28 protein-coding genes are annotated in these 26091 nt (G+C 54.2%); 15 read left to right on the forward strand and 13 right to left on the reverse strand.

What is annotated here, in order from left to right; all coding sequences use genetic code 11:
- The first annotated feature begins 529 nt into the window (after positions 1-529).
- On the forward strand, positions 530-2038 hold the full coding sequence (gene dtpA / locus ACOTZP_RS15905) for a dipeptide/tripeptide permease DtpA (protein WP_023299961.1): 1509 nt from the start codon (positions 530-532) through the stop codon (positions 2036-2038).
- A 105-nt stretch (positions 2039-2143) separates the two neighbouring features.
- Positions 2144-2749, forward strand: a complete 606-nt coding sequence (gene gstA / locus ACOTZP_RS15910; protein WP_045308481.1) for a glutathione transferase GstA — start codon at positions 2144-2146, stop codon at positions 2747-2749.
- Between the two features lie 60 nt (positions 2750-2809).
- Here gstA and pdxY read toward each other — a convergent pair whose 3' ends face one another.
- The 5 genes from pdxY to anmK form a co-directional block, all read right to left on the reverse strand.
- Complete coding sequence (pdxY, locus tag ACOTZP_RS15915; RefSeq protein ID WP_271075303.1) at positions 2810-3670, reverse strand: pyridoxal kinase PdxY; 861 nt, start codon at positions 3668-3670, stop codon at positions 2810-2812.
- A gap of 66 nt (positions 3671-3736) precedes the next feature.
- Positions 3737-5011, reverse strand: coding sequence for a tyrosine--tRNA ligase (gene tyrS / locus ACOTZP_RS15920; protein ID WP_038415949.1), 1275 nt, complete (start codon positions 5009-5011; stop codon positions 3737-3739).
- 125 nt (positions 5012-5136) lie between these two features.
- Positions 5137-5793 carry a pyridoxamine 5'-phosphate oxidase gene (gene pdxH, locus ACOTZP_RS15925; RefSeq protein ID WP_003857601.1) on the reverse strand — a complete coding sequence of 219 codons (657 nt, stop codon included), beginning with the start codon at positions 5791-5793 and terminating at the stop codon, positions 5137-5139.
- A gap of 57 nt (positions 5794-5850) precedes the next feature.
- Positions 5851-6180 (reverse strand): C-type lysozyme inhibitor, encoded by a 330-nt coding sequence (gene mliC, locus ACOTZP_RS15930; protein ID WP_271075326.1) that lies wholly within the window; start codon positions 6178-6180, stop codon positions 5851-5853.
- A gap of 87 nt (positions 6181-6267) precedes the next feature.
- Positions 6268-7392: an anhydro-N-acetylmuramic acid kinase gene (gene anmK, locus ACOTZP_RS15935; protein WP_421633755.1), complete on the reverse strand. Its 1125-nt coding sequence runs from the start codon at positions 7390-7392 to the stop codon at positions 6268-6270.
- A 255-nt stretch (positions 7393-7647) separates the two neighbouring features.
- Between anmK and slyB the strand changes: the two genes are divergently transcribed.
- Both slyB and ACOTZP_RS15945 read left to right on the forward strand, forming a co-directional pair.
- Positions 7648-8115, forward strand: coding sequence for an outer membrane lipoprotein SlyB (gene slyB / locus ACOTZP_RS15940; protein WP_022647910.1), 468 nt, complete (start codon positions 7648-7650; stop codon positions 8113-8115).
- Positions 8116-8311: 196 nt separating this feature from the next.
- Positions 8312-9673, forward strand: coding sequence for a sensor domain-containing diguanylate cyclase (locus ACOTZP_RS15945; protein ID WP_045308479.1), 1362 nt, complete (start codon positions 8312-8314; stop codon positions 9671-9673).
- Positions 9674-9711: 38 nt separating this feature from the next.
- Here the strand turns inward: ACOTZP_RS15945 and slyA are convergent, their stop codons facing one another.
- Positions 9712-10152 (reverse strand): transcriptional regulator SlyA, encoded by a 441-nt coding sequence (slyA, locus tag ACOTZP_RS15950; RefSeq protein WP_032623345.1) that lies wholly within the window; start codon positions 10150-10152, stop codon positions 9712-9714.
- A gap of 187 nt (positions 10153-10339) precedes the next feature.
- On the opposite strand from slyA, the gene ACOTZP_RS15955 reads away from it, so the two are divergent.
- The 3 genes from ACOTZP_RS15955 to ACOTZP_RS15965 are packed head-to-tail and all read left to right on the forward strand — an operon-like array spanning position 10340 to position 13472.
- A complete protein-coding gene (locus ACOTZP_RS15955; protein WP_022647907.1) occupies positions 10340-10576 on the forward strand; it encodes a DUF1656 domain-containing protein in 237 nt (78 codons plus the stop codon).
- Positions 10577-10578: 2 nt separating this feature from the next.
- Positions 10579-11439 carry an HlyD family secretion protein gene (locus ACOTZP_RS15960; RefSeq protein WP_038417029.1) on the forward strand — a complete coding sequence of 287 codons (861 nt, stop codon included), beginning with the start codon at positions 10579-10581 and terminating at the stop codon, positions 11437-11439.
- Positions 11439-13472, forward strand: a complete 2034-nt coding sequence (locus ACOTZP_RS15965; protein WP_032622268.1) for an FUSC family protein — start codon at positions 11439-11441, stop codon at positions 13470-13472. Before ACOTZP_RS15960 ends, ACOTZP_RS15965 begins: the two co-directional genes overlap by 1 nt.
- Here ACOTZP_RS15965 and sodC read toward each other — a convergent pair.
- The 3 genes from sodC to ACOTZP_RS15980 form a co-directional block, all read right to left on the reverse strand.
- The gene (gene sodC, locus ACOTZP_RS15970) at positions 13451-13969 is read right to left on the reverse strand and encodes a superoxide dismutase [Cu-Zn] SodC (RefSeq protein WP_022647904.1); all 519 of its coding nucleotides are present in this window, start codon (positions 13967-13969) and stop codon (positions 13451-13453) included. The genes ACOTZP_RS15965 and sodC overlap by 22 nt on opposite strands.
- Positions 13970-14049: 80 nt before the next feature.
- Positions 14050-14946 (reverse strand): aldo/keto reductase, encoded by an 897-nt coding sequence (locus tag ACOTZP_RS15975; protein WP_058647176.1) that lies wholly within the window; start codon positions 14944-14946, stop codon positions 14050-14052.
- 48 nt (positions 14947-14994) lie between these two features.
- Complete coding sequence (locus ACOTZP_RS15980) at positions 14995-15234, reverse strand: DUF1289 domain-containing protein (protein WP_023299951.1); 240 nt, start codon at positions 15232-15234, stop codon at positions 14995-14997.
- A gap of 148 nt (positions 15235-15382) precedes the next feature.
- On the opposite strand from ACOTZP_RS15980, the gene eptA reads away from it, so the two are divergent.
- From eptA to rnt, 5 genes are all read left to right on the forward strand, one after another.
- Complete coding sequence (gene eptA / locus ACOTZP_RS15985) at positions 15383-17008, forward strand: phosphoethanolamine transferase EptA (protein ID WP_045308478.1); 1626 nt, start codon at positions 15383-15385, stop codon at positions 17006-17008.
- Between the two features lie 41 nt (positions 17009-17049).
- Complete coding sequence (locus ACOTZP_RS15990) at positions 17050-17649, forward strand: TetR/AcrR family transcriptional regulator (RefSeq protein ID WP_022647900.1); 600 nt, start codon at positions 17050-17052, stop codon at positions 17647-17649.
- A 53-nt stretch (positions 17650-17702) separates the two neighbouring features.
- On the forward strand, positions 17703-18800 hold the full coding sequence (locus ACOTZP_RS15995) for an alkene reductase (RefSeq protein ID WP_023299948.1): 1098 nt from the start codon (positions 17703-17705) through the stop codon (positions 18798-18800).
- 99 nt (positions 18801-18899) lie between these two features.
- Positions 18900-19307: a lactoylglutathione lyase gene (gene gloA / locus ACOTZP_RS16000; RefSeq protein WP_022647898.1), complete on the forward strand. Its 408-nt coding sequence runs from the start codon at positions 18900-18902 to the stop codon at positions 19305-19307.
- A 96-nt stretch (positions 19308-19403) separates the two neighbouring features.
- On the forward strand, positions 19404-20063 hold the full coding sequence (gene rnt, locus ACOTZP_RS16005; RefSeq protein ID WP_063841778.1) for a ribonuclease T: 660 nt from the start codon (positions 19404-19406) through the stop codon (positions 20061-20063).
- A 78-nt stretch (positions 20064-20141) separates the two neighbouring features.
- On the opposite strand, the gene grxD is transcribed toward rnt, so the two are convergent.
- The gene (gene grxD, locus ACOTZP_RS16010; protein ID WP_003832760.1) at positions 20142-20489 is read right to left on the reverse strand and encodes a monothiol glutaredoxin 4; all 348 of its coding nucleotides are present in this window, start codon (positions 20487-20489) and stop codon (positions 20142-20144) included.
- A 338-nt stretch (positions 20490-20827) separates the two neighbouring features.
- Between grxD and ACOTZP_RS16015 the strand changes: the two genes are divergently transcribed.
- Positions 20828-21586: a C40 family peptidase gene (locus ACOTZP_RS16015; RefSeq protein ID WP_271075304.1), complete on the forward strand. Its 759-nt coding sequence runs from the start codon at positions 20828-20830 to the stop codon at positions 21584-21586.
- 122 nt (positions 21587-21708) lie between these two features.
- Positions 21709-22290: a superoxide dismutase [Fe] gene (sodB, locus tag ACOTZP_RS16020; protein WP_271075305.1), complete on the forward strand. Its 582-nt coding sequence runs from the start codon at positions 21709-21711 to the stop codon at positions 22288-22290.
- Positions 22291-22327: 37 nt separating this feature from the next.
- On the opposite strand, the gene ACOTZP_RS16025 is transcribed toward sodB, so the two are convergent.
- Together ACOTZP_RS16025 and ACOTZP_RS16030 are read right to left on the reverse strand one after the other, a co-directional pair.
- On the reverse strand, positions 22328-23494 hold the full coding sequence (locus ACOTZP_RS16025; RefSeq protein WP_045622824.1) for an MFS transporter: 1167 nt from the start codon (positions 23492-23494) through the stop codon (positions 22328-22330).
- A gap of 160 nt (positions 23495-23654) precedes the next feature.
- Complete coding sequence (locus ACOTZP_RS16030; RefSeq protein ID WP_003857632.1) at positions 23655-23744, reverse strand: YnhF family membrane protein; 90 nt, start codon at positions 23742-23744, stop codon at positions 23655-23657.
- A gap of 297 nt (positions 23745-24041) precedes the next feature.
- Here ACOTZP_RS16030 and purR point away from each other — a divergent pair, with 297 nt between their 5' ends.
- Complete coding sequence (gene purR / locus ACOTZP_RS16035) at positions 24042-25067, forward strand: HTH-type transcriptional repressor PurR (protein ID WP_006809011.1); 1026 nt, start codon at positions 24042-24044, stop codon at positions 25065-25067.
- Between the two features lie 17 nt (positions 25068-25084).
- Here the strand turns inward: purR and punR are convergent, their stop codons facing one another.
- Positions 25085-25996, reverse strand: a complete 912-nt coding sequence (punR, locus tag ACOTZP_RS16040) for a DNA-binding transcriptional activator PunR (RefSeq protein ID WP_022647895.1) — start codon at positions 25994-25996, stop codon at positions 25085-25087.
- Positions 25997-26091 lie beyond the last annotated feature (95 nt).

Here is a 26091-nt window from a genome sequence, read left to right on the forward strand (position 1 = left end):
CTCTCATTGTCCATAAAGTGTTGTCGATTCTGCGGATATTTAACACTCAAACAGGTTAATAGTTTTTTCATCACCAAAAATTTCTATACATCTGTGATCGCGATCACTCTGATAACTTGATGTTGGATTTTTGTTGTTAAAACCCTCTCCACGCCTTTGCCAGACAAGATCTCATCCATTACTCACCGCATATAAGACCAGTCATTTTTCAGAATATGGGCTATATCACTGCCTTTCACCCAAAATAGCAGAACATATCGCCATACAGCCATTCATCAGGGTCATTTACAGTGAAAAAAACCACCAATTCTCAACGGATGAAATTTAACGCTGCATAACATTTGCGTGAACCGATGATTATACCGCCACAGTTATATGTAACAGATTATTACAAACGTATTGCCAGATGGGGCTGGATAGTGAACATTACCCGCCGTTTCCCCTCCCAATATAACTATAAAGCGGATGGACTACGGTCATCACGCTATGAACACCCCCGTTAATATGGGATGTAAAAAAAGAGGTATATGTGTCTACTGCAAACAATAAACCAACAGATGAGAGCGTAAGTCTTAACGCTTTCAAACAGCCTAAAGCGTTCTATCTCATTTTCTCTATCGAATTATGGGAGCGTTTTGGCTACTACGGCCTGCAAGGGATTATGGCCGTTTACCTGGTTAAGCAACTGGGTATGTCCGAAGCCGATTCCATCACGCTGTTCTCGTCCTTCAGCGCTCTGGTCTATGGCCTGGTCGCCATCGGCGGCTGGTTAGGCGATAAAGTCCTCGGTACGAAACGTGTCATTATGCTGGGCGCCGTGGTTCTGGCGATTGGCTATGGCCTGGTTGCATGGTCCGGGCACGATGCGGGCGTGGTATACATGGGCATGGCTACCATCGCGGTAGGTAACGGCCTCTTTAAGGCTAACCCGTCCTCCCTGCTTTCTACCTGCTACAACAAAGATGATCCGCGTCTGGACGGTGCATTTACCATGTACTACATGTCCATCAACATCGGTTCATTCTTCTCTATGCTGGCAACCCCATGGCTGGCCGCGAAATTCGGCTGGAGCGTAGCGTTTGCGCTGAGCTTCGTGGGTATGCTGATCACCGTTGTGAACTTCCTGTTCTGTCGCAGCTGGGTTAAAGATTATGGTTCTAAACCAGACTTCGAACCCGTGCATATGGGCAAACTGCTGGCAACCATCGTCGGCATTGTGATCCTGGCCGCTGTCGCGACCTGGCTGCTGCACAACCAGGGTATTGCACGTGCCGTACTGGCCGTGGTTGCGCTGGGTATCGTGATTATCTTCGCTAAAGAAGCCTTCGCGATGCAGGGTGCGGCACGTCGTAAGATGATTGTGGCGTTCATCCTGATGCTGGAAGCGATTATCTTCTTCGTCCTGTACAGCCAGATGCCGACGTCTCTGAACTTCTTCGCAATCCGCAACGTTGAGCACTCCATCCTGGGTATCGCGTTCGAGCCGGAGCAGTACCAGGCACTGAACCCGTTCTGGATCATGATTGGTAGCCCGATTCTGGCCGCTATCTATAACAAGATGGGCGACCGTCTGCCGATGCCGCACAAGTTCGCTATCGGTATGGTGCTGTGCTCTGGCGCATTCCTGGTGCTGCCGCTGGGGACGAAATTCGCGACCGACGCGGGTATCGTGTCTGTTAACTGGCTGATCCTGAGCTATGCGCTGCAATCCATCGGTGAACTGATGATCTCCGGTCTGGGCCTGGCGATGGTTGCACAGCTGGTCCCTCAGCGTCTGATGGGCTTCATCATGGGTAGCTGGTTCCTGACGACCGCTGGCGCAGCCATCATTGCAGGTAAGATTGCGAACCTGATGGCGGTACCGGACAACGTCACCGACCCGCTGGTCTCCCTGAACGTCTACGGCACCGTGTTCATGCAAATTGGTATCGCGACAGCCGTAATTGCCGTGCTGATGCTGCTCACCGCACCAAAACTCAATCGTATGACGCAGGACGACGACAAATCCGCTAAAGCGACCAACACCGCGAACGCGTAATGTCATCGGGAAACGACTGAACAGAAGCCGCTAATTGATTAGCGGCTTTTTTTTTATCTGAACGCGCACTAACATAGCGGGAACCTCAGCAAAAAGGAGTTACCGATGAAACTGTTCTATAAACCGGGCGCCTGCTCTCTTGCTTCGCATATCACCCTTCGCGAGAGCGGTAAGGATTTCACGCTGGACGGCGTTGACCTGATGAAAAAGCGCCTGGAAAACGGGGGTGACTTTTTTGCGATTAACCCAAAAGGGCAGGTTCCGGCCCTGCTGCTGGATGATGGTACGCTGCTGACCGAAGGCGTGGCGATAATGCAGTACCTGGCCGACAACGTGCCTGATCGTCAGCTGCTGGCACCAACAGGCAGTATCTCTCGCTATAAAACCCTTGAGTGGCTTAACTACATCGCGACCGAGCTGCACAAAGGCTTTACGCCGCTGTTCCGCCCGGATACTCCGGAAGAGTACAAACCGACCGTACGTGCGTTACTTGAGAAAAAGATGCAGTACATTAATGAATCACTGAAAGACGATCAGTGGATCTGCGGTGCGCGTTTCACCATTGCTGATGCGTATCTGTTTACCGTTCTACGCTGGGCGCGCGCGGTGAAGCTGAACCTGGAAGGATTAGATCATATTGCGTCGTATATGGAACGCGTAGCGGCACGTCCTGCGGTTGCAGCGGCGCTGAAGGCAGAAGGGTTGAATTAATCCGAGCGCGCTGTATTGCCGGGTGGCGCTGCGCTTACCCGGCCTACACTTTCCCTGCTCTTACAATTGGGTTGCGCTGAAATAATGCTCGGGTTTCGCGATGCGATCCTGCGCCGCAACCACCTGTAGCTCATATTCCTGCATCGTCTTCGTCGCAATCATGATTTCATAAACGGCTGCGGTGACGTGCTCCAGCGCATCGCGCAGGCTTGCGCCCTGCAATAGCTTCACCAGCAGCAAACCGCTGGTCACATCCCCAACTCCGACAGGCTGACGTGCACCGAAATCCACCAGCGGTCGACTGATGTGCCAGGCTTCGTCCTTGGTCACCAGCAGCATCTCAAAACGGTCCTGGCTCAACCCTGCGCGTGCCAGGTGCTTAACCAGCACAATCTCTGGCCCCTGGGCGAGGAGCTCGCGAGAGGCGCGTACAGCCTCTTCTACGCTGTTGACCGGATGCTCGCACAGGATCTCAAGTTCAATCAGATTTGGCGCAATAATATCGCTGGCAGGCAATGCATGACGGACATGAAACTCCGCAACGCCCGGCGCGACGATGCAGCCTTTTTCCGGATGTCCCATCACCGGATCGCAGAAATATTTCGCCGCGGGGTTTGCCGCTTTCACCTGGCGCACAATGCCGAGGATATGCTCCCCCTGCTCCGCCGAACCCAGATAACCGCTCAGTACGGCATCGCAGCGTTTAAGCTGGTCGACATCCGCAATCCCCTGAACGATCTCCGTCAGATGCGATGGCGGCATCACGCAGCCGGTCCATTTGCCGTATTGCGTGTGGTTTGAAAACTGAACGGTATTGAGGGGCCAGACGTTAGCCCCGAGGCGGCGCATCGGGAATTCCGCAGCGCTGTTGCCAGCATGTCCAAAAACAACGTGGGACTGAATGGCGAGGATGTTCTTCATGTTGTACTTACCAAACCCTGTCAAAACAAAAGGGGCGTGGTTTCCCACGCCCCTGCGTACTTTTAATTACTTCCAGCAGACCAGGCAGTAATTTTTCTTACCGCGACGCAGCAGCGTGTAGCGACCATAGAGACGGTCGTTCTCGGTAAAGGTGTATTCCGGATCGGCCTGTTTTTCGCCATTAATGGTGATCGCGTTAGAGGCGATGGTTTTACGCGCCTGACCGCGAGACGGCTGGAGCTCGGAGTCCACCAGCGCCTGCATCAGATCGGCGCCTTTTTCCATCTCCACCATCGGCACGCCATCCTGAGCAAGCTGTTCGAAGTCCTCTTCGCTTAAATCGCTCAGGGTCCCGTTGAACAGGCTCGCCGTAATGCGTTTCGCCGCTGCCAGACCTTCTTCACCATGAACCAGTTTAGTCACTTCGTCGGCCAGCACATACTGGGCGCGCGGTGCTTTACCGCTGTTCTTGTCTTCTTCTTCCAGCGCATTGATTTCTTCGATATCCATAAAGGTGAAGAATTTCAGGAAGCGATAAACGTCGGCATCCGCCGTGTTGATCCAGAACTGGTAGAATTTGTACGGGCTGGTTTTCTTCGGATCAAGCCATACTGCGCCGCCTTCGGTTTTACCAAACTTAGTACCGTCTGCTTTGGTGATCAGCGGCACGGTCAGACCAAATACCTGATTCTGGTGAAGACGACGGGTCAGATCGATACCGGAGGTGATGTTACCCCACTGGTCAGAACCGCCAATTTGCAGCGACACGCCGTGCAGCTTGTTCAGGCAGGCGAAGTCATACCCCTGCAACAGGTTGTAGGAGAACTCGGTGAAAGAGATACCCTGATCGTCACGGTTAAGACGCTGCTTGACCGCTTCTTTGTTAATCATCTGGTTAACAGAGAAGTGTTTGCCGATGTCACGCAGGAACGTCAGCACGTTCATGCCACCAAACCAGTCGTAGTTGTTCGCCGCAATCGCAGCGTTGTCACCACAGTTGAAATCCAGGAACGGTGCAACCTGTTTACGGATCTTATCCACCCACTCCTGCACGGTGTCTTCGGTATTCAGCTTACGCTCAGCGGCTTTGAAACTTGGGTCGCCAATCAGACCAGTCGCACCGCCAACCAGGGCAACAGGCTTATGACCCGCCATCTGGAAGCGTTTCAGGCATAACAATGGAACAAGATGCCCCAAATGCAAGCTGTCAGCGGTGGGATCGAAGCCGCAATAGAGCGCGATCGGGCCTTGCGCCAGTCGCTCTGCTAACGCTTCCTCGTCCGTCACCTGGGCCACCAGGCCCCGCTCTTGCAATTGTTTAATCAAGTTACTGCTTGCCATCAAATTCTCCATGTATAAACGACTGCACCTTTGCCGGTACACGACTTTTCGCCTGATGCGAAAGGACCATAGAATAAAGCGCCAGCGCGGTGTGCGCTAGCGCTTAAATCAACAAATTTTGGGGATTACGGTGCCAGTCGGTCTATTTTCCAGCCACCGTTGTCGCGCTGGTATAAAAAGCGGTCGTGCAGGCGGTGCTCACCGCCCTGCCAGAATTCCATCTGCTCAATGGGGATGCGGAACCCGCCCCAGAAACTCGGCAGCGGCACTTCACCCTGCTGAAACTTCTGTTTGAGTTCGAGGAATTTACTTTCAAGTACGCCGCGGGCCGAGATTCGGCTGGACTGTTTAGAAACCCAGGCGCCAATCTGACTGTCGCGCGGTCGGCTGTGGAAATATTTCACCACTTCGAGCGTAGAGAGGCGCTCTGCCTTGCCGGTAACCATCACCTGGCGCTCAAGCATATGCCACGGGAAGAGCAGGCTAATACGCGGATTATTTTCCAGGTGATGCGCTTTACGACTACCAAGGTTGGTGTAGAACACCAGCCCTTTCTCGTCATAATGCTTAAGAAGAACGATGCGTTGATACGGCTGACCGTTTTCATCAACCGTGGCAACGACCATCGCCGTCGGGTCGGCCAGTTTCGCTTCGCAGGCCTGTTTCAGCCAGCGTTCAAAAAGCACCAGCGGTTCGGCGGGAAGATCCTGGCGGCGCAGACCGCCTTTGGTGTATTCACGGCGCAGATGCGCAATTTGCTGTAGTTCGTCGTTATCTGACATGGCGTTAGCTGAAAGTGAGGTTGGGTGGCGCTATTGTGCGCGCGCCCTTCAAAAATCTCAACGCTTCGGATTTTCCAGCTGACAATTGTTCAGCACAATGCGGTCTCGCTTATAGACGGTGGCGCTGTCACCTTTTGACCAGAAGACGTAGATCCCATCCGTGTAACGCGCCCCGGAGGCGGACATCCCCTGCTTCAGCGTCAACAACTTACTGTCATAAACAAAGCTGGCTTCCTGGCGAGTGTTGTTCAGCTTCACCGTCAGCGGTTTTTCATCACAACGATATTCCAGCTTATCGGTTTGCATACGCTCAACGAACTGGTTATAGACGCTGCATCCGGTCATAAGAAAAGGTACAGCAATGAGAAGAAGTTTTTTCATGGGCAGATTCCGAAGACTATCCTGGTCCTGGAGGGCCTAACCGCCCTCCTGTTTTTCCCTATTTTACGGGTTATGCCTCCCGCTGAATTTCAGTTAACTCTGATTATGGCGCGGATTTGCCGGGAAAATAGCACCGAGGACGCTCGCCTCCCGCGCACCGGTTACGGAGGGTAAATTCCCGGGCAGACCGGCAACCGTACGCCAGGCAAGCCAGGCGAAGGCCAGCGCTTCCATGTCGTCTCCGCTGATCCCGGCTTCGTCAGTGGTCGTGACTTCGGTGCCCGGCAGCAGGGCGGCGAGGCGTGCCATCAGGAGCGGGTTGCGGCTTCCGCCTCCGCATACCAGCAGACGCTCGCACCCGCCGCTGAGCAACACTTGTTCAGAAATCGACACGGCGGTAAGCTCAGTCAGCGTAGCCTGCACATCCTGAGGCGCAAGGCCGGGGAAGCGTGCCAGATGACGTTCAAGCCAGCCGTAGTTGAAATACTCTCGCCCCGTGCTTTTCGGCGCGGGCAGGGCAAAGAATGGATCGCTTAACAGGGCTTGCAGCAAGGGAAGGATCACTTTCCCCTGGCTGGCCCACTGCGCGTCTTTGTCGTAGGGTTTACCGTTCTGACGCCAGATCCAGGCATCCATCAGCATATTACCGGGCCCGGTATCGTATCCACGCACGGGCTGCCCGGGAATGAGCATCGACAGGTTGGCAATCCCGCCAATGTTCAGAACCATTCTGCGCTCCACCGGGTGCGCCAGCAGCGCCTGATGAAATGCCGGAACCAGCGGCGCCCCCTGCCCGCCGAGGGCCATATCGCGACGACGGAAATCCCCCACCACCGTCACGCCGGTTTTTGCCACAATCTGGTTATTATCGCCAATTTGCATCGTGTGCGGCGCCTCGCCGACAGGTTCATGCCAGACGGTCTGCCCATGGCAGCCTATTGCCACGACATCCTGCGGATGAAGTCTTTCTTGCTGCATCAGGACCAGTACCGCATCAGCAAACAGCGCCCCCAGACGCACATCCAGTTGGCCCAGTTGGGAAAGCGTCAGCTGTTGCCCCTGGCAGATGTTCAGGATCTCTTCTTTTAACGAGACCGGAATAGGCCAGGTCAGGCTTGCCTGCTGCGCCACCATGTTTTCATCAATGGCGGCCAGAACGACATCCACACCGTCAAGACTGGTACCAGACATCACACCGATATAGCGACCCGATTTCATGCGCTTTCCTTACGTTACATGGGCTAAGTGCAACCACTCCATCATAAATAACGCTGCTTTGCTATCCGGTGATAATATTTTTTAACAATCTCAGACCTGTAGCACAGACGGTTTTTGTTTATGTCCCGTTAAGCCCCGTTCAGGTAAAATTTATCTATTCGGCATGCAAAGATATGAACTGTGGTCAGGAATGCCATATAATTTAGCCATAACGGATGCCCCAACCGGGCGTTTTTTGGTGAACAGGAGAGTCAAATGATTTTACGTGTACTGGGCGTTTCGCTGATTGGTTTAACACTGGCGGGTTGTGTGAACGACAATTCACTCTCCGGCGACGTATATAGTGCTTCTGAAGCTAAACAGGTACAGAACGTGACCTACGGTACTATCGTTAATGCCCGTCCTGTTCAGATTCAGGGTGGTGATGACACGAACGTCGTGGGCGCAATCGGTGGTGCTGTGCTGGGTGGTTTCCTGGGTAACACCATTGGTGGCGGCACCGGTCGCTCTCTGGCTACCGCAGCAGGCGCAGTTGCAGGCGGCGTAGCGGGTCAGGGCGTTCAGGGTGCGATGAACAAAACTCAGGGCGTTGAGCTGGAAATCCGTAAAGACGATGGCAGCACCATTATGGTTGTGCAGAAACAGGGTAATACTCGCTTCTCTGCAGGCCAGCGTGTTGTACTGGCAAGCAACGGTAGCCAGGTCACCGTCTCCCCGCGTTAATATCCCGACGGATGCGGTCCTTTCGGGCCGCATCCATTTACAAAAACTATCATTTTAAAAAATGTATTTATAAAAATACATTCACACGGCGTATAATTAATTCCCTCTGATATTGTTCCTGCGCAAAGTATTTTTTATTTCCCTCCTTTAGACTCGTCTGATTCTCTTTTTCCTCTTTTTAATTTTTTAACATTCTATGCTTGCGAACTGTCGATTTGTAATGAACCGCTTTGTGGCCTTTGCACTTGGGTGCATTTTTATCATTGCCGTGTTACAAGGTTGTTTTATAAAACTTGTTGAATGGGTTCCTTCATTCTCTCCGCTATTTTTCCCTACGCTCACTATTTTTCTTCTGGTATTCCATCTGTTTATCGCCTGTTTTATGGCAATGAAATACTGGTGTGATAAAAAACGGCTATATCTCGTTCCGATTGCGTCAGCCTTTGCCGGTTCAGCACTGCTGATGGTGGGTACGCTATCCAGTTTTCCAGGTTGGCTGGATCTCTATCAGTTCAACGAGGCGAACTATAATGACGCGATGATCTTTTATATGTTCCGACACCTCTTAATGGCGGTGCTCATGATGGCCTCAGCCTTACTTTATACGCTTCGCGTTTCCCCCCTTTCACGAAGCACCCACATCGGTATTGTTGTCGGATCGGCTCTCTTTACGGGCTGCATGCTTTGGCTGGCGTGGTTCTATTCCAGCCATTCCACGACGTTAACCCTGGATCTTGTGGATAATGAAACCCGGCAGTTCATGATTCTCTGGAGCCAGACCATCAACATCATTTTGGTCATTCTTTGGGTTGTCACATTAATCACCCTGATGGTCGTGACCCGGATAAGAAATTTGTTCTGGGCGGGCGGCAATTTTTTATGCGTCTGTTATGTCGTCACGCTGTTAATGCTGTTGTTAGGTGGATACGTAGAAGATGTATCATGGTACCGCGCCCGGTTATTCGAAACTGTCGCGACATTAATGATTATTTTCATTTTGCTTTCCGACGTCTTTAATTTGTATCGTGACTCGCACGTCAAATACCAGCAGTCATATCAAAATTCAATCCGCGACCCGCTTACCCGTCTTTATAATCGCAGCTATTTTTATGATTCATTAAACTATGCCCTCAGCTCTGCAACGGAGGCACACCCGGTATCGGTGGTGGTAAGCGACCTTGACCGTTTCAAACGTATCAACGACTGTTACGGGCATTTGCAGGGCGATAAGGTATTACAGTTCGTCTCTAATCTGCTGACGGATTCCGTGCGCCCCCAGGATATCGCGGCCCGAATCGGTGGTGAAGAGTTTGTGTTGATGCTGACAAATACCCCTTCAGACGCCGCGCGGCAGGTGGCCGAGCGCATTCGCCTCAAGCTGAGCGGGTTTGATAAAGCCAGCAGCGGCGGTCATCTGCCGGAACCCATTACCATCAGCATGGGCGTATTCACCGCAACCTCGCCGGAAACCAGTGCGGAAACCTGCGTGGAGAGCGCGGATAAAGCCATGTATGAGGCAAAAGAGACAGGGCGCAACCGGGTGGTGGTGTTCAGATAATAAGAAAGGCCTTTATTTCGCAAGGCCTTTACCTTCGGTCAGTCGCGAGACTGCAGATCGTGGATGTTCTGCTCAAGACGGGCGATGAGTCCTATCAGCATCTCCAGCTCAGCGGGGGAAATACCTTCAAGGATCTCCCCACGCGTTTTACTGATGACAGCTTCCATCTCAGTAATAATCGGGGCCGCTTTTTCCGTCAATTTGATCCGCTTGGCGCGACGGTCGCTGGCGCAGGTTTGTCGGGAGATAAGTCCCTTCTCTTCCAGTTGGTCAAGAGTGCGCACCAGTGACGGCTGCTCAATGCCAATCGCTTTTGCCAGTTGGATCTGTGACTGGTCGGGCGGGAGCTGATGAATGTTATGCAGCGTAACCCAGTGCGTCTGCGTGAGTTCCAGAGGTTTCAGGCGATGGTCAATCAGAGCACGCCAGATGCGTACCAACCTTGCCAGATCAGAACCTAATGGCGATTCCAATTTCATCTCCTTATAATTAGCTTGCTAAGTGATTATAGTGATTTTAGAATAGTTTGCAGTATTTGTATTGCCAAAACAAATGCAATCACGGTATTCATCATTCCTGAAAGGATGATTTACACTGAACGGTAATGCGCCATCGCATTGAAATATGCCATTGTGGCCCTCACCCCACTGCAAAGGATCACTGCTTGTGACGTTCTTTTCCCTCTCCGCAGGGTTGCCCCTCCAGGATCTGATTGTCGGCGCATCGGTCTACTTTCCGCCACTGTTTAAAGCCGTGATGGTCGGTTTTGTGATCTGGCTCATTGCGCATCGTCTGCTGCGCGACTGGATGTATTCCGGTGAAATCTGGCACCCGATGTTAATGGATCTCTCCCTGTTTACCCTTTCCGTCTGTCTTGGCCTTGCCGTGTTAACCGTGTGGTGAGAATAGCATTGAAAACGTTAAAATATTTTTCCACTCTTTTCGTTTTAGCGCTGGCGCTTATGGCCGGCTGGTGGCTCTGGAATTATTACATGCAGTCGCCCTGGACGCGTGACGGCAAGATCCGCGCAGAACAGGTCAGCATCACGCCACAGGTGTCCGGCAGTATCAGCGCGCTGCTGGTGAAGGACAACCAGTTCGTTCATGCGGGCGATGTGTTATTCCGCATCGATGAGACCCCTTTCCACATTGCGGTGCTCAATGCCCAGGCGCAGCTCGCAAAAGCTCAATCAGATCTGGCAAAAGCCAATAACGAAGCCGAACGTCGCCGACATCTGTCGAGGAATTACATCTCTGCGGAAGATCTCGATACCGCCAATATCAATGTAAAAGCCATGCAGGCCAGCCTGAAGGTTGCAGAGGCAACGCTGAAACAGGCCGAGTGGCAACTGACCCAGACCGTGGTCAAAGCTCCGGTGGATGGATGGATCACGAGCCTGTCGACCCGTGTGGGGGATTACGCCACCACAGGCCAGCCGGTCTTTGCCCTGGTAGATAGCCACTCTTTCTATGTTGTAGGTTATTTTGAAGAGACCAAGCTGCGGCATATCCGCGAGGGTGCGCCTGCCCGGATCACGCTTTACAGCGGTGCAGAAAAGTTACAGGGTCACGTTAGTAGCATAGGTCGGGCAATTTACGATCAGAGCGTGGAAACCGATTCTGGTCTGGTGCCTGACATCAAACCCAACGTACCGTGGGTGCGTCTGGCTCAGCGGGTGCCTGTTCGCGTCGAGTTAGAGCAACTGCCGAAAGACATTACTCTGGTCTCTGGCACAACCTGCACCGTCGCCATCGGATCGCGATGATGAACCTGGGAGCTTTCTCCTGGCGCAATACGCCGTGGATAAAAGCGACACGGCCGCAGTGGCGTTACGCGCTGCGAAACGGCATCGCCATGTGCCTTGCGCTTACGGTTGCCTATTATCTGAATCTGGATGAGCCTTACTGGGCGATGACCTCAGCGGCGGTTGTCAGCTTCCCTACCGTCGGGGGCGTTATCAGTAAAAGCCTCGGGCGCGTGGCGGGTAGCCTGCTGGGTGCGACCGCTGCACTGCTTCTTGCCGGCCATACCCTGAACGATCCCTGGCTCTTTCTGTTAAGCATGTCGGCATGGCTGGGGCTGTGCACCTGGGCCTGCGCCCATTTTACCAACAACGTTGCGTACGCGTTTCAACTGGCAGGTTACACCGCAGCCATTATCGCCTTTCCGGTCGTCAACGTGCTGGATACCACCGAGCTATGGGACATCGCCCAGGCACGCGTATGTGAAGTGATGGTCGGCATTCTGTGCGGCGGCGTCATGATGATGATCCTGCCCAGCACCTCGGATGGCACTACGCTTATCACCGCCCTTAAAACGATGCACGCGCGTTTGCTGGAACATGCCAGCCTGCTCTGGCAGCCTGATAGCAGCGATAACATCCGTCTAGCACACGAAAAGGTCATCGGCCAGATCCTGACCATGAATCTGCTGCGCATCCAGGCATTCTGGAGCCACTACCGTTTTCGTCGCCAGAACACGCTCCTGAACTATTTACTGCACCAGCAATTGCGGATGACGAGTGCGATCTCAAGCCTTCGCCGGATGTTGCTGAACTGGCCTGCGCCGCCAGCCCATACCCGGGAAGTTATCGAGGCGCTTCTCGCCGCCCTTGCGCGTCCGGATGCCGATATCTATACCGTGGCCCGCATTATCGCGCCGCTCGCCCCAACGGATGAATATGATTACCGGCACCGCGCCTTCTGGCAGCGTCTGAACTATTTCTGCCGCCTGTATCTGCGCAGCAGCCGCTGGTTAAAAGCCGTCGAAAATGCCACGCCCGTCACCGAATTTTCCGTTCCCGGTAGCCCAGCTCTGGCGCGCCATACCGACGCAATGGAGGCGCTGTGGAGCGGTTTTCGTACGTTTTGCGCGTTGACGGCCGTGGGCGCATGGGCCATCACCACCCAATGGGATGCGGGCAGTGCAGCCCTGACGCTTGCGGCAATCAGCTGCGTGCTCTATTCCGTCGCCGCTTCCCCGTTTAATTCCCTGACGCTTCTGCTGCGTACGCTGGTACTGCTGTCGCTGTTCAGCTTTGTGGTGAAATTTGGTTTGATGGTGCAGATAACCGACCTCTGGCAATTTCTGCTGTTTCTGTTCCCGCTGTTAACCACCATGCAGTTGCTCAAACTGCAAATGCCAAAACTGGCCGGTCTGTGGGGTCAGTTGATTGTTTTTATGGGCTCATTTATCTCTGTAACGAATCCTCCGGTTTACGATTACGCTGATTTTCTCAACGATAACCTGGCGAAGATCCTCGGCGTGGGGCTGGCGTGGCTGGCTTTCGCCGTGCTACGCCCGGGCTCGGATGCGCGTAAAAGCCGCAGGCATATTCGTGAGCTGCGCAGGGGTTTTGTCGATCAACTGAGCCGCAGACCGCATCTGCGTGAAAGCGAGTATGAATCGCTGGTTTACCATCATGTCAGCCAGCTGAACAACAGCCAGGATTCCCTCTCCCGTCGCTGGCTACTGCGCTGGGGCGTGGTGCTGCTGAACTGTTCGCACGTGGTGTGGCAGTTGCGTGCCTGGGAGACGCGTTCCGACCCGCTTTCGCAGGTCCGCGATAATTGTATTTCCATGCTTCGCGATGTGATGAGCGAGCGCGGAGTTCAGCAACGCCCCCTGAGCGTCACGCTCGCCGAGCTTCAGCGTATTTGCGACGCTCTGGCGCACCACCATCAGCCTGCGGCCCGCGATCTGGCGTCCATTATCTGGCGGCTGCACTGCTCCCTGTCACAGCTTGAACAGGCGCCGCCACCCGGAACAATTGGCGATCAGATCACCCCGCAGGCATAGCGCGCCCCGCCGCCGCCAAGCGGTTTAGGTTGATCGGACATGTTATCGCCGCCCACATGGACCATCAGCGCCTTGCCTTTGACCTCGTCAATCTTTTTCAGCCGGGGCGCAACAACCGGATCGGTGGCTTTACCGTCGTTATTCACCACCAGCACCGGCAGATCGCCGAGGTGCCCCATACCTTCCGGGCCTTCATGCTTACCAGAGTTGTGCGGATCCAGATGCCCCCCAGCGGCCTCAGCGGCTGAAGGTTTCCCCTCTTTCATTGCAGGTTGACAGCTGCCTTTGGCATGAACGTGAAAACCATGTTCACCGGGTGGAAGGGCCTTGAGATCGGGAGCAAATTCCAGCCCTTTATCGGTTTCGGTGATTTTCACCGTCCCGATGGACTGGCCTACTCCCTGAGAAGTGACGAGATTCATTTCAACTTCTTCGCTGGCTGCCTGCGCTCCTGCGCAAACAACCAGCGTGACCACTGCCAGAGCAAAACGCTTCATATGACCTCCACGGGTTATTTTTTGCACCTTAAGTCTATACCAGAGGCGCAGATTTCACCGGAAAGTCAGACTCCACGCACTCAGGGTACGTCGTAGCCCAGCGCCGCCTTGCGGATGCGGAACCACTGCTGACGCGACATATCCAGCTCTTCAGCCACCAGCGCAGCGCGTACGCGCTCAATTTTGCCGGAGCCGATAATTGGCAGCGGTTTAGACGGCAGGCGCAGGATCCAGGCGTAAACTACCTGCTCGATGCTTTCCGCATTCAGTTCGCGGGCCACGGTTTCAAGCTCGTTACGCAGCGGCTGGAAGGCCTCATCGTTAAACAGGCGACCGCCGCCGAGACAAGACCAGGCCATCGGACGAATGCGTAACTGTTGCAGCTGATCGAGCGTTCCGTCCAGCAGCAGCGGCTGGTGAACAGGCGAGATCTCCACCTGATTCGTCGCCAGCGTAAACGGCAGGCGAGACTGCAATAGCGCAAACTGTGCCGGGGTGAAGTTAGACACGCCAAAATGACGCACTTTGCCGCTCTGGTGTAGCGTCAGGAACGCTTCCGCAACCTCATCCGCATCCATCAATGGATCGGGACGGTGGATCAGCAGCAGGTCGATACGATCGGTGGCCAGGTTGACCAGTGACTGCTCAGCGCTTTTAACGATATGCGCGCTGTCAGTGATGTAATGCCCAAGTGCATGCTCCGGTTTTGCTGTGGTGGCAATACCGCATTTGGTCACAATCTCCATACGTTCACGCAGCGCTGGCGCACGCTTCAGCGCTTCGCCAAAAGCGGCCTCGCACTGATAGCCGCCATAAATATCAGCGTGATCGACGGTGGTGATCCCGAGATCGAGATGCTCTTCTATAAAGTCCACCAGCTGGACCGGAGACATATTCCAGTCCATAAGGCGCCAGTAGCCCATAACGAATCGGGAGAATTCCGGGCCCTGCGGGGCAAGGGTAATACGCTGAACCATAACATTTTCCTCAAGGAAGTCATGTCACCAGTATACGCAATTACCCTGCTAAAACAGTGAAGGTTGCTGAGGTTCTTCGGTTTCAACCGCTTTGTTTGCACGAATTTTGCGCAGCAGACGTTGTCGGCAGAGCCGTAAGACCTCCTGCTTTTGCGCGTCGCTGAAATTTTGCCAGTTAAAACGTTCATCGCGTGTGCGCATGCAGCCACGGCAGTATCCTCGTTCATCAACCTGGCAAATACCCCGGCACGGGCTCTGGACAGGGAAAAATTCCAGTTGCTCTGCCACACCTACCTCCAGAACGTCATTATTCCCTACAGTGAAGACCCTAAATGGCCTGCATGCAAGGAGTGTCCGTCACAAACAGGGCATTAAGGTTTCGCTAATCTTCCCTTCTTATACTCGCCGCATTGATATAACGAATGGTCTGGTCATCATGTGGCTCACTAAAAAGTTACACTGTAACGATACGAAATTTACCCTCGCCTGTGCGCTTTTCTTCACCGTGTTCAATGTGCTGTTTATCCAGCGCAGCTGGTCAATCATCGCACCTGCCCGTCTGCACGACGTGCTTTTTGCCGCCAGTGTGCCGCTGGTTCTGTTCTGCGGCTGGGTCATTGTTTTTAGCCTGCTGAATATTCCCTTTATTCGCAAGCCGCTCATGATTGCCCTGACCATAGGATGCGCCGCCGCGACCTGGTTTATGTACACCTATGGCGCGGTTATCGATCAGAACATGATTGTGAACGTGTTTGAGACTAACTCCCAGGAAGCGACAGCCCTGGTAACGCCGCAGCTGATCCTGTGGCTGGCCGTCGCGGGTCTGGTCCCTTCCGTCATCTTAGCCCTGACGCGCATTCGAACCGGAAAATGGTGGTATGCCCTGCTAACACGTTTCGCCGCTATACTGGGTGCGCTGCTGGTGATCATTCTCGTCGCGGCAGTGTTCTATAAAGACTATGCTTCGCTGTTCCGCAATAACAAAAGCATCGTCAAAATGGTCACTCCGGCGAACTACGTGAGCGCCGTTGTGAAGTACAGTAAAATGCGCTGGTTTGCCGGCGACCAGACGCTGGTCCGCATTGGCGAGGATGCCCATAAAGGGGCGCTGATTTCCGGCCAACGTAAGAAAACCGTGCTGGTTCTGGTGGTGGGTGAAGCCTCCCGCGCTGCAAACTATTCGTTAAATGGTTACCCTCGTGAAACCAACCCCGAGCTGAAAAAGCGGGATGTCATCAACTTCCCACAGGCCTCCTCCTGTGGCACGGAAACCGCCGTTTCCGTCCCCTGCATGTTCTCCGGCATGACGCGAAAAAAATATGACGCGGACCTCGCCCATCATCAGGAAGGACTGCTCGATGTGCTTAACCACGCCGGGTTCAACCTGCTGTGGCGTGACAATGACGGCGGGTGTAAAGGTGCCTGTGACCGCGTGCCGCACACGGATATGACCCAGTGGAAACTGGATCAGTTCTGTAAGGACAAATCCTGTATCGACGACGTCAACCTGTACCGCCTGGACAACGTGCTGGACGGAATAAAGCAGGATACCGTACTAGTGATACACCTGATGGGCAGCCACGGTCCGGCTTATTACAACCGTTACCCGGACCGCTTCCGGAAATTCACCCCAACCTGCGATACCAATGAAATTCAGGATTGCGATCATCAGTCGCTGATCAATACCTATGACAACTCGATTCTGTATACCGATAGCGTGCTCAGCCGAACCATCGACGCGCTAAAAGCCCGGAAGGCCAGTATGAACACAGCGCTCATTTACCTCTCCGATCACGGCGAATCGCTGGGCGAAAGCGGAATTTACCTGCACGGTACGCCGTATATGCTGGCCCCGGAGCAGCAAACGCATATTCCGTTTATGTTCTGGCTCTCCCCGGACTATGCGAAAAACTTCGGCGTAAACACGGATTGCCTGCGTAACCATGCTGCAAAAGAGGCAGTTTCACAGGACAATTTGTTTGCCACGGTTCTGGGCATGATGGACGTGAAATCAGTGGTTTATCAGCCGCAGCTGGATATTTTGTCGCAATGTCGTCGCTAAGCAGGCTTGCATTAGACCGAACGGTCTATTAGAGTAAGAGCATGAGCAGACATACAGAACACGATACACGAGAACATTTGCTGGCTACCGGCGAGCGCCTTTGCATGCATCGCGGGTTTACCGGTATGGGGCTGAGTGAGTTATTAAAAACCGCTGAAGTGCCTAAGGGATCGTTTTATCACTATTTTCGATCCAAAGAGGCGTTTGGCGTAGCCATGCTGGAGCGGCACTACGCCAGCTACCATCAGCGCCTGGCAGCCCACTTCGCCAGCGGCGAAGGTGACTACCGGGATCGTGTTCTGAACTACTATCAGGAAACGCTGACGCAGTTCTGTCAGCAGGGCATCATCAGCGGGTGCCTGACGGTAAAACTGTCTGCCGAAGTGTGCGATCTCTCCGAAGATATGCGCACCGCCATGGATAAAGGGGCCAGCGGCGTAATCGCTCTGCTGGCTCAGGCGCTGGAAAAAGGCCGCGATGAAACAACGCTCTCCTTCTCCGGCGATCCGCTCACGCAGGCACAGGTGCTCTATTCCCTCTGGTTAGGCGCCAACCTGCAGGCAAAAATGTCTCGCAGCGCCGTGCCGCTCGAAAGCGCGCTGGCGCATGTGAAAAACTGTATTACCGCGCCTGGTGTGTAGCCGGCGTTTTTATTTACCCTTTTACTAGTCGACTGGTCTACTCAGGAGCCATTATGTCCGCTGAAAAGCTATTTACCCCACTGAAAGTGGGTGCCGTTACTGCCCCAAACCGCGTGTTTATGGCCCCACTTACCCGTCTGCGCAGCATCGAGCCGGGAGATATCCCAACGCCATTGATGGGTGAGTATTACCGTCAGCGCGCCAGCTCGGGCCTGATTATTTCCGAAGCCACGCAGATTTCTGCCCAGGCTAAAGGCTACGCCGGTGCGCCGGGTCTGCACAGCCCGGAACAGATCGCCGCGTGGAAAAAAATCACCGCAGGCGTTCATGCTGAAGATGGCCGTATTGCGGTTCAGCTGTGGCACACCGGTCGTATCTCGCACAGCAGCATCCAGCCTGGCGGTCAGGCGCCCGTTTCTGCCTCTGCCCTGAATGCGAATACCCGCACTTCCCTGCGCGATGAAAACGGTAATGCTATTCGTGTCGACACCACCACGCCACGCGCGCTTGAGCTGGACGAGATCCCGGGTATCGTGAATGATTTCCGTCAGGCCGTCGCCAACGCCCGTGAAGCGGGCTTCGACCTGGTTGAGCTGCACTCTGCGCACGGCTACCTGCTGCACCAGTTCCTGTCACCGTCTTCCAATCAGCGTACCGACCAGTACGGCGGCAGCGTTGAAAACCGCGCGCGTCTGGTGCTTGAAGTGGTAGATGCCGTGTGTAATGAGTGGAGCGCAGATCGCATTGGTATTCGAGTTTCCCCAATTGGTACCTTCCAGAACGTCGACAACGGTCCGAACGAAGAAGCGGATGCGCTGTATCTGATTGAAGAGCTGGCTAAACGCGGTATCGCGTATCTGCACATGTCCGAGCCGGACTGGGCAGGCGGCAAGCCCTACAGCGAAGCCTTCCGCCAGAAAGTTCGCGAGCGCTTCCACGGCGTGATTATCGGGGCGGGCGCTTATACGGCAGAGAAAGCCGAGGATCTGATCGGTAAAGGTCTGATCGACGCCGTGGCCTTTGGCCGTGATTACATTGCTAACCCGGATCTGGTTGCCCGTTTGCAGAAGAAAGCCGAACTGAACCCGCAGCGCCCTGAAAGCTTCTATGGCGGCGGCGCGGAAGGTTATACCGACTACCCTTCATTGTAATCCCGCTTTGTACATTGATAGCGGCGACCTTTCGCCGCTATACTAAAACATCGTTTCTGTTCAAAAAGATAATCCATTCCACTGGTTAATGAGGAAATTATGCGCCTACTTCACACCATGCTGCGCGTTGGCGACCTGCAACGTTCCATCGATTTCTACACTAACGTTCTGGGCATGAAGCTGCTGCGCACCAGCGAAAATCCGGAATATAAATACTCTCTGGCGTTTGTCGGTTACGGCCCGGAATCTGAAGAAGCGGTCATCGAGCTGACCTACAACTGGGGCGTGGACAGCTACGAGCTGGGTACGGCTTACGGCCACATCGCGCTGGAAGTGGATAATGCGGCTGAAGCCTGCGAACGTATCCGCAGCAATGGCGGTAACGTCACCCGTGAAGCCGGTCCGGTTAAAGGTGGCACCACTGTGATTGCGTTTGTTGAAGATCCGGACGGGTATAAAATCGAACTGATCGAAGCTAAAGACGCTGGTCGCGGTCTGGGCAATTGATCCCGCAGGGCGCACTATGCGCCCGTTGTTTTGCTGCATCCCCTCTCAAAATTTGCCATAATGCGCACTGCTTTTTCCCCCTTGTAAGAGACCCTGATGTCCGATAACGCTCAAATTACCGGTCTGTGCGACCGTTTTCGTGGTTTTTATCCCGTTGTCATTGATGTAGAAACAGCCGGATTTAACGCTAAAACCGATGCGCTGCTTGAGATTGCCGCCATCACGCTGAAGATGGATGAACAGGGCTGGCTTGTACCGGACACCACGCTGCATTTCCACGTTGAACCCTTTGAAGGGGCAAACTTACAGCCAGAGGCGCTGGCCTTTAACGGTATCGATCCGACAAACCCGCTGCGCGGGGCGGTAAGCGAATACGAGGCGCTGCACGCCATTTTCAAAATGGTGCGCAAGGGCATGAAAGAGAATGACTGTAGCCGCGCCATCATGGTGGCCCACAACGCTACGTTCGATCACAGCTTCACCATGGCTGCCGCCGAGCGCGCCTCGCTAAAACGTAATCCATTCCATCCGTTTGTGACCTTCGACACCGCCGCGCTGAGCGGCCTGGCGCTGGGGCAAACCGTGCTCTCTAAAGCCTGCATCACGGCGGGTATTGCGTTTGACGGCACTCAGGCGCATTCCGCGTTATACGATACCGAGCGTACGGCGGAGCTGTTCTGTGAGATCGTCAACCGCTGGAAACGTCTGGGTGGCTGGCCGCTGCCGATGGGCGACGAGGCCGATCTTCAATCGTAGACTGGGTAATCAACAGCCCCACAGGACAAAAAAAAGCGACCAACATAATGTGGTCGCTTTTTTATATCCGCAGAAAACTTATTCTGCGTCCGGCTCTTCGGTTTTATACTTCGCCGCAGTCTCTTTGATCAGCTGTTGCAGTTCGCCGCGCTGATACATTTCAATCAGAATATCACAGCCGCCAACCAGTTCACCGTCAACCCACAGCTGTGGGAAGGTCGGCCAGTTTGCGTATTTTGGCAGCTCAGCGCGGATGTCCGGGTTTTGCAGGATATCAACGTAAGCAAAACGCTCACCACAGGCGGACAGCGCCTGAACCGCTTGCGCGGAGAAGCCGCAGCTTGGCAGCTTCGGAGAACCTTTCATGTACAGGAGAATCGGGTTTTCAGCGATCTGGCGCTGAATTTTTTCAATAGTGGTGCTCATGTCTTGCTTCCTTTAACTTCTGTTACGGCATCAGTCTGACATTGTAGCGGGTCAGGCCGACATCGGAAAATAACATTTTTGTCACGTCTCATTATTTTATCCGCTATCGCGTAAAGTTGCATTGATAATGACGTTTAAGGCTGCGCGCCGTGCGGTTTTGCTTAAGGAGCGAACAAGAGTGCGACAGAATGGTGAATTTTTTTGCACTTGCTAACGAAACACATTTTTTGAATGAAAAATGCTATTAACTTATTCCGATTTTATGGATTAGAATCGACTGGTTTTGTAAATCTCATGCGGGTATGTATTTTGGCTCGCACTTATCAGGGGACTGCCCAGTGGCGCGGATAACTAAAATCTCGATGACGCTCTGTGCTTTACTGTTTACCACACTCTCATTTACGCCAGCGGCGAACGCCTCCGAACAGGCGCGGCATTCTGCTGTACAAAAAACGCATCTGGCAAAAACCACAGAACGTAAGAAAAAAACCACCAGCAAAACAGTAAAGAAGAAAACCACCGCTCACACCAAAAAGATCGCCTCCAGTAAAACCAAAACTCTCCGTTCCGGCACGCACAAAACCACTCGCACGACCGCCAGCCTGGTGAATGATAAATGCACCGTGCGCAAAGGCCATAAAACGAAATGCGCAAAAGTGACGAAGCTGGCTGACGTGCATAAAGCGCGTATGCAGAAAGCGCAAAAAACGGCGATGAATAAACTGATGGGGCAAATAGGTAAACCATATCGCTGGGGTGGCACCTCTCCGCGCACCGGTTTTGACTGTAGTGGGCTGGTTTATTATGCCTATAAAGATCTGGTGAAGTTTCGCATTCCACGCACCGCCAATGAGATGTACCATCTGCGCGACGCCGCGCCTGTAAACCGTGGCGAACTGCAAAATGGCGACCTGGTGTTCTTCCGCACCCAGGGACGCGGCACGGCCGATCACGTTGGGGTGTATGTGGGTAACGGTAAATTTATCCAGTCACCGCGCAGCGGTCAGGACATTCAGATCACCTCCCTCAGTGAAGATTACTGGGTGCGCCACTATGTGGGTGCGCGCCGAGTGATGACGCCAAAAACCATTCGCTAGACCCTGCCCTGCCGCCTCCGTGGCGGGGTAAGTTCCTCTTTTGCATACCCTTTCAATTTGCTATTCTGTCCTTGTTGTCTGTAGGGTTATTGGCAACGTATAGAACTATAAGGAGAGTAGCAATGTCGTTCGAATTACCTGCACTACCGTATGCAAAAGACGCCCTGGCTCCGCACATTTCTGAGGAAACCCTGGAGTACCATTACGGCAAGCATCACCAGACCTATGTCACCAACCTGAATAACCTGATCAAGGGCACCGATTTTGAAGGCAAAACGCTGGAAGAGATTGTGCGCAGTTCAGACGGTGGCGTATTCAACAACGCCGCTCAGGTGTGGAACCACACCTTCTACTGGCACTGCCTGGCTCCAAATGCAGGCGGAGAACCTACCGGTGAGCTGGCCGCAGCGATTAACGCCGCGTTCGGCAGTTTCGCGGATTTCAAAGCGAAATTTACTGACGCAGCCGTTAAAAACTTTGGCTCCGGCTGGACCTGGCTGGTAAAAGAGGCTGATGGCAAACTGGCTATCGTTTCCACTTCTAATGCGGGTACCCCTCTGACCACCAGCGCAACGCCGCTGATGACCGTGGACGTATGGGAACACGCCTATTACATTGATTACCGTAATGCGCGCCTGAACTACCTGGAACATTTCTGGGCACTGGTTAACTGGGAATTTGTTGCGAAGAACTTCGCCGCATAAGGGACACGCAGAAGGGGCAACCCTTCTGCGTTTTTATTTATTCCGCCGTACACACCGCTTCTGGCTGTTTACGCCCGGACATCAACACCAGCAGCAAGCCGAGTGCGGCAATGATCGCCCCCATCACCGGCACAAAGCTGTAACCCAAACCACCCGAAATCACCGCCCCACCCGCTGCGGCTCCCAGCGCATTTCCCAGGTTAAACGCACCGATATTCACGGATGATGAGAGCCCCGGCGCCTCATGCGCAACGCGCATCACGCGCATCTGCAACGGCGGCACCACGGCAAAGGTTGCGGCGCCCCACACCACCATGGCAACCGCGGCGCCCACTTCGTTACGCGCCAGCCACGGGATCGCCACCATGATGACAATCAGCAGAGTTAAAAAACCTTTCAGCGTCCCGCTGACGGAGCGATCTGCAAATTTCCCGCCGAGATAGTTGCCAATCGAGAACCCGACACCAATCAGCACCAGCATCGCGGTAACAAAGAGTGGTGTTGCGTGGGTAATGTCGTGCAGCACCGGGGAGATATAGGTGTAGAGCGTAAACATCGCCCCTGCCCCCAGCACCGTGGTGAGCAGCGCGGACAACACCTGAGGACGCATCAGTACCGCCAGCTCTTTACGTACTTCAGGACGCTCACCGGCACTCCCTTTGGGCAGCGAGAAGAACAGCGCGACCATCGCGACCACGCCCAGTCCGGCGGTTGCGAGGAAAGACATACGCCAGCCGATGGCTTCTCCCAGCCAGGTGGCAGCGGGAACGCCGCCGATATTAGCGATGGTGAGGCCCATAAACATAGTGGCTACCGCGCTGGCCTGCTTATGTTTTGGCACTACGCTTGCGGCAACAACCGAGCCCAGCCCGAAGAAAGCGCCGTGGTTCAGGCTGGTCAGAATACGGGAAAGCATCAGCGTGGTGTAATCCGGCGAAATCGCGGAAAGCACATTTCCGAGAGTAAAAATTGCCATCAGGAAAATCAGCGCATTGCGTCGCGCGCGGTGCGAAAGCAGCAGCGTCATCAGCGGTGCGCCCACCATCACGCCGATCGCATAGGCGCTAATCAACATACCGGCCGCAGGGATAGAGACGTCCACACCCCGGGCGATAACAGGCAATAACCCCATCGGGGAGAATTCAGTGGTGCCAATCCCAAAGGCGCCAATCGCCAGGGCCAGCAGGGGAAAATTGATTTTCATGAAAAGACTCCGGATACCGTGCCGTTGCCCGGCACAGACTAAGAAGGCAAAAGCATGACATCAATCACAAAAAATGAGAAGTTAACATTTTGGCAAAAGATTTTTGCCGGAGAGGTAACAATAGCGGCAAGGGAGGGAGAAGACTCTCCCTCCACCTAAATCAGTGCAGCGCAGCGGTTAAACCACCCGCAACAATCAGGGCAAGAACAACAATGGTGGTAAACAGCGAAAACTTCAGATCGGTACTCATCAATTTTTCTCCTTTTATTCACCCTACGAAAAGTGAGCTTGCTCATTTTTACACAGTTCAGGTCAAAAATCTTCCAGGATTTAAACGGATATCCACTTTACCTCTTCCCCTTTTCATCAAGATAGGACAAAATTCCACGCTAAATTTATTAGCGTACCGGCCACTGACCCCCTCCTGACGTCCTGTGTCGTTTTCCCGGCGTGTCGCAACTCATGTTTGCGTAATAAGGGTGAGAGAAGGCAAACGTTTACCTTCAATTTTTTCAGGAGCTTAGGATATGGTCTGGAGTGACATTTAATGGCAACAATTAAAGACGTAGCAAAACGCGCAAACGTTTCCACTACAACCGTATCACATGTTATTAACAAAACGCGTTTCGTCGCAGAAGAGACGCGTAATGCCGTTTGGGCGGCAATCAAAGAACTGCACTACTCGCCAAGTGCGGTCGCCCGTAGCCTGAAGGTTAATCACACCAAATCGATTGGCCTGCTGGCCACCAGCAGTGAAGCGGCTTACTTTGCTGAAATCATCGAAGCCGTTGAAAAAAACTGCTTTCAGAAAGGCTATACCCTGATTCTGGGCAACGCGTGGAACAACATTGAAAAACAGCGCGCTTACCTGTCGATGATGGCGCAAAAGCGCGTCGACGGCCTGCTGGTCATGTGTTCTGAATACCCTGAGTCGGTGCTTTCCATGCTGGAAGAGTATCGCCACATTCCGATGGTAGTGATGGACTGGGGCGAGGCGCGCGCAGACTTCACCGACTCTGTTATTGATAACGCCTTTGAAGGCGGCTACATGGCCGGGCGTTATCTGGTAGAACGCGGGCATCGTGAAATTGGCGTGATCCCGGGCCCGCTGGAGCGTAACACCGGTGCTGGCCGTCTGGCCGGTTTCATGAAAGCGATGGAAGAGGCGCTGATTACCGTGCCAGAAAACTGGATTGTCCAGGGCGATTTCGAGCCGGAGTCGGGCTATCGCGCCATGCAGCAGATCGTCTCCCAGCCGCATCGCCCTACCGCTGTGTTCTGCGGCGGCGATATCATGGCAATGGGCGCGCTCTGCGCGGCGGATGAACTCGGCCTGCGCGTTCCGCAGGACATCTCGGTGATCGGCTATGACAACGTGCGCAACGCCCGTTTCTTTACCCCGGCGCTGACCACCATTCACCAGCCGAAAGATTCGCTGGGTGAAACGGCCTTCAATATGCTGATGGACAGGATCGTCAACAAGCGAGAACAGTCCCAGTCCATTGAAGTCCACCCGCGCCTGATTGAACGCCGTTCCGTTGCCGACGGTCCGTTCCGCGACTACCGACGTTAATCTCTTTACGGGGCCAGCTACGCTGGTCCCCGCAACCACTCCCGGTTAAGCGTTTCGCTGTCTCCCAGATAATCCAGCAGCCAGGCCATGGCGGGCGAGACGTCGTTTTGCTGCCACGTCAGACAGCATGCAGCATCCGGGAAAGGATTTTCCAGCGTCAGAGCCACCCACTCTCCCGCGTCGATGCGCGGGCGCGCAAAATGCACCGGCACCATGCCAACGCACAGCCCCGCGCTCAGACAGGTGGCTGACGACTCCCAGTCCGGCGCAACCACGCGGCGCTGATTATCCAGCAGCCAGGTAATGCGCTTGGGCAGCGAGCGGGAGGTATCTTCCAGCACCAGCGAGGGCCAGTTGCGTAAGGTGTCATCACTCAGCGGCCCGTCCAGCGCCGCCAGCGGGTGATCGCGCGCGACCACGCAGGTCCAGCTCAGCATGCCCATGTCGCGAAACGCGTAGCGCCCGCCAACCGGGATCGCCTGGGTTGCACCAATCGCCATCTCCGCCCTGCCGTCCGCCAGCGCATCCCATACGCCGTTGAACACTTCCTGCGACACACGCAGTTCGACGTCGGAAAAATGACGATAGAAATCGACGATCATCTGCCGGGTCCGCTCCGGCTTAACGATGTTATCCACCGCGATAGCGAGATGTCCGCGCCAGCCGTTGGCGATCTGCTGGCACTGCTCACGGGTGATCTGCATTTTTTTGATAACAGACCGACCTTCCTTCAAAAACCACGCGCCGGCAGGCGTGAGCTCCACGTCGCGATGACGCCGCTCGAACAGCGGGACCGCCAGCCACGCCTCCAGCTGGCGCACCGTATAGCTGATAGCCGAGGGAACGCGATGCAGCTCCTGGGCGGCACCGGTAAAGCTGCCGTTACGCGCCACGGCATCAACCACTTCAAGGGAATAATCTGACCACATCTTTAGCCTGCAAATTTTTTGAATGCACCCACCAAATATTAGCGTTTCACAAGCCGCTTTGCACTCCCTACACTCTGCGCCAACGTACACCTGCC

Source organism: Enterobacter cloacae complex sp. SYL001, from assembly GCF_049237025.1.
In the GTDB taxonomy this organism is placed as follows: Bacteria; Pseudomonadota; Gammaproteobacteria; order Enterobacterales; family Enterobacteriaceae; genus Enterobacter; species Enterobacter intestinihominis.

Coding starts and splice junctions, on each gene's coding strand:
- ACOTZP_RS15965 (WP_032622268.1), top strand. CDS start 11,439: ATGAACCTGGGAGCTTTCTCCTGGCGCAATACGCCGTGGATAAAAGCG.
- ACOTZP_RS15995 (WP_023299948.1), top strand. CDS start 17,703: ATGTCCGCTGAAAAGCTATTTACCCCACTGAAAGTGGGTGCCGTTACT.
- ACOTZP_RS15945 (WP_045308479.1), top strand. CDS start 8,312: ATGCTTGCGAACTGTCGATTTGTAATGAACCGCTTTGTGGCCTTTGCA.
- gloA (WP_022647898.1), top strand. CDS start 18,900: ATGCGCCTACTTCACACCATGCTGCGCGTTGGCGACCTGCAACGTTCC.
- pdxY (WP_271075303.1), bottom strand. CDS start 3,670: ATGAAGAACATCCTCGCCATTCAGTCCCACGTTGTTTTTGGACATGCT.
- pdxH (WP_003857601.1), bottom strand. CDS start 5,793: ATGTCAGATAACGACGAACTACAGCAAATTGCGCATCTGCGCCGTGAA.
- slyA (WP_032623345.1), bottom strand. CDS start 10,152: ATGAAATTGGAATCGCCATTAGGTTCTGATCTGGCAAGGTTGGTACGC.
- tyrS (WP_038415949.1), bottom strand. CDS start 5,011: ATGGCAAGCAGTAACTTGATTAAACAATTGCAAGAGCGGGGCCTGGTG.
- ACOTZP_RS15975 (WP_058647176.1), bottom strand. CDS start 14,946: ATGGTTCAGCGTATTACCCTTGCCCCGCAGGGCCCGGAATTCTCCCGA.
- anmK (WP_421633755.1), bottom strand. CDS start 7,392: ATGAAATCGGGTCGCTATATCGGTGTGATGTCTGGTACCAGTCTTGAC.
- slyB (WP_022647910.1), top strand. CDS start 7,648: ATGATTTTACGTGTACTGGGCGTTTCGCTGATTGGTTTAACACTGGCG.
- gstA (WP_045308481.1), top strand. CDS start 2,144: ATGAAACTGTTCTATAAACCGGGCGCCTGCTCTCTTGCTTCGCATATC.
- purR (WP_006809011.1), top strand. CDS start 24,042: ATGGCAACAATTAAAGACGTAGCAAAACGCGCAAACGTTTCCACTACA.
- punR (WP_022647895.1), bottom strand. CDS start 25,996: ATGTGGTCAGATTATTCCCTTGAAGTGGTTGATGCCGTGGCGCGTAAC.
- ACOTZP_RS15990 (WP_022647900.1), top strand. CDS start 17,050: ATGAGCAGACATACAGAACACGATACACGAGAACATTTGCTGGCTACC.
- grxD (WP_003832760.1), bottom strand. CDS start 20,489: ATGAGCACCACTATTGAAAAAATTCAGCGCCAGATCGCTGAAAACCCG.
- ACOTZP_RS16025 (WP_045622824.1), bottom strand. CDS start 23,494: ATGAAAATCAATTTTCCCCTGCTGGCCCTGGCGATTGGCGCCTTTGGG.
- sodC (WP_022647904.1), bottom strand. CDS start 13,969: ATGAAGCGTTTTGCTCTGGCAGTGGTCACGCTGGTTGTTTGCGCAGGA.
- ACOTZP_RS16030 (WP_003857632.1), bottom strand. CDS start 23,744: ATGAGTACCGATCTGAAGTTTTCGCTGTTTACCACCATTGTTGTTCTT.
- rnt (WP_063841778.1), top strand. CDS start 19,404: ATGTCCGATAACGCTCAAATTACCGGTCTGTGCGACCGTTTTCGTGGT.
- sodB (WP_271075305.1), top strand. CDS start 21,709: ATGTCGTTCGAATTACCTGCACTACCGTATGCAAAAGACGCCCTGGCT.
- eptA (WP_045308478.1), top strand. CDS start 15,383: ATGTGGCTCACTAAAAAGTTACACTGTAACGATACGAAATTTACCCTC.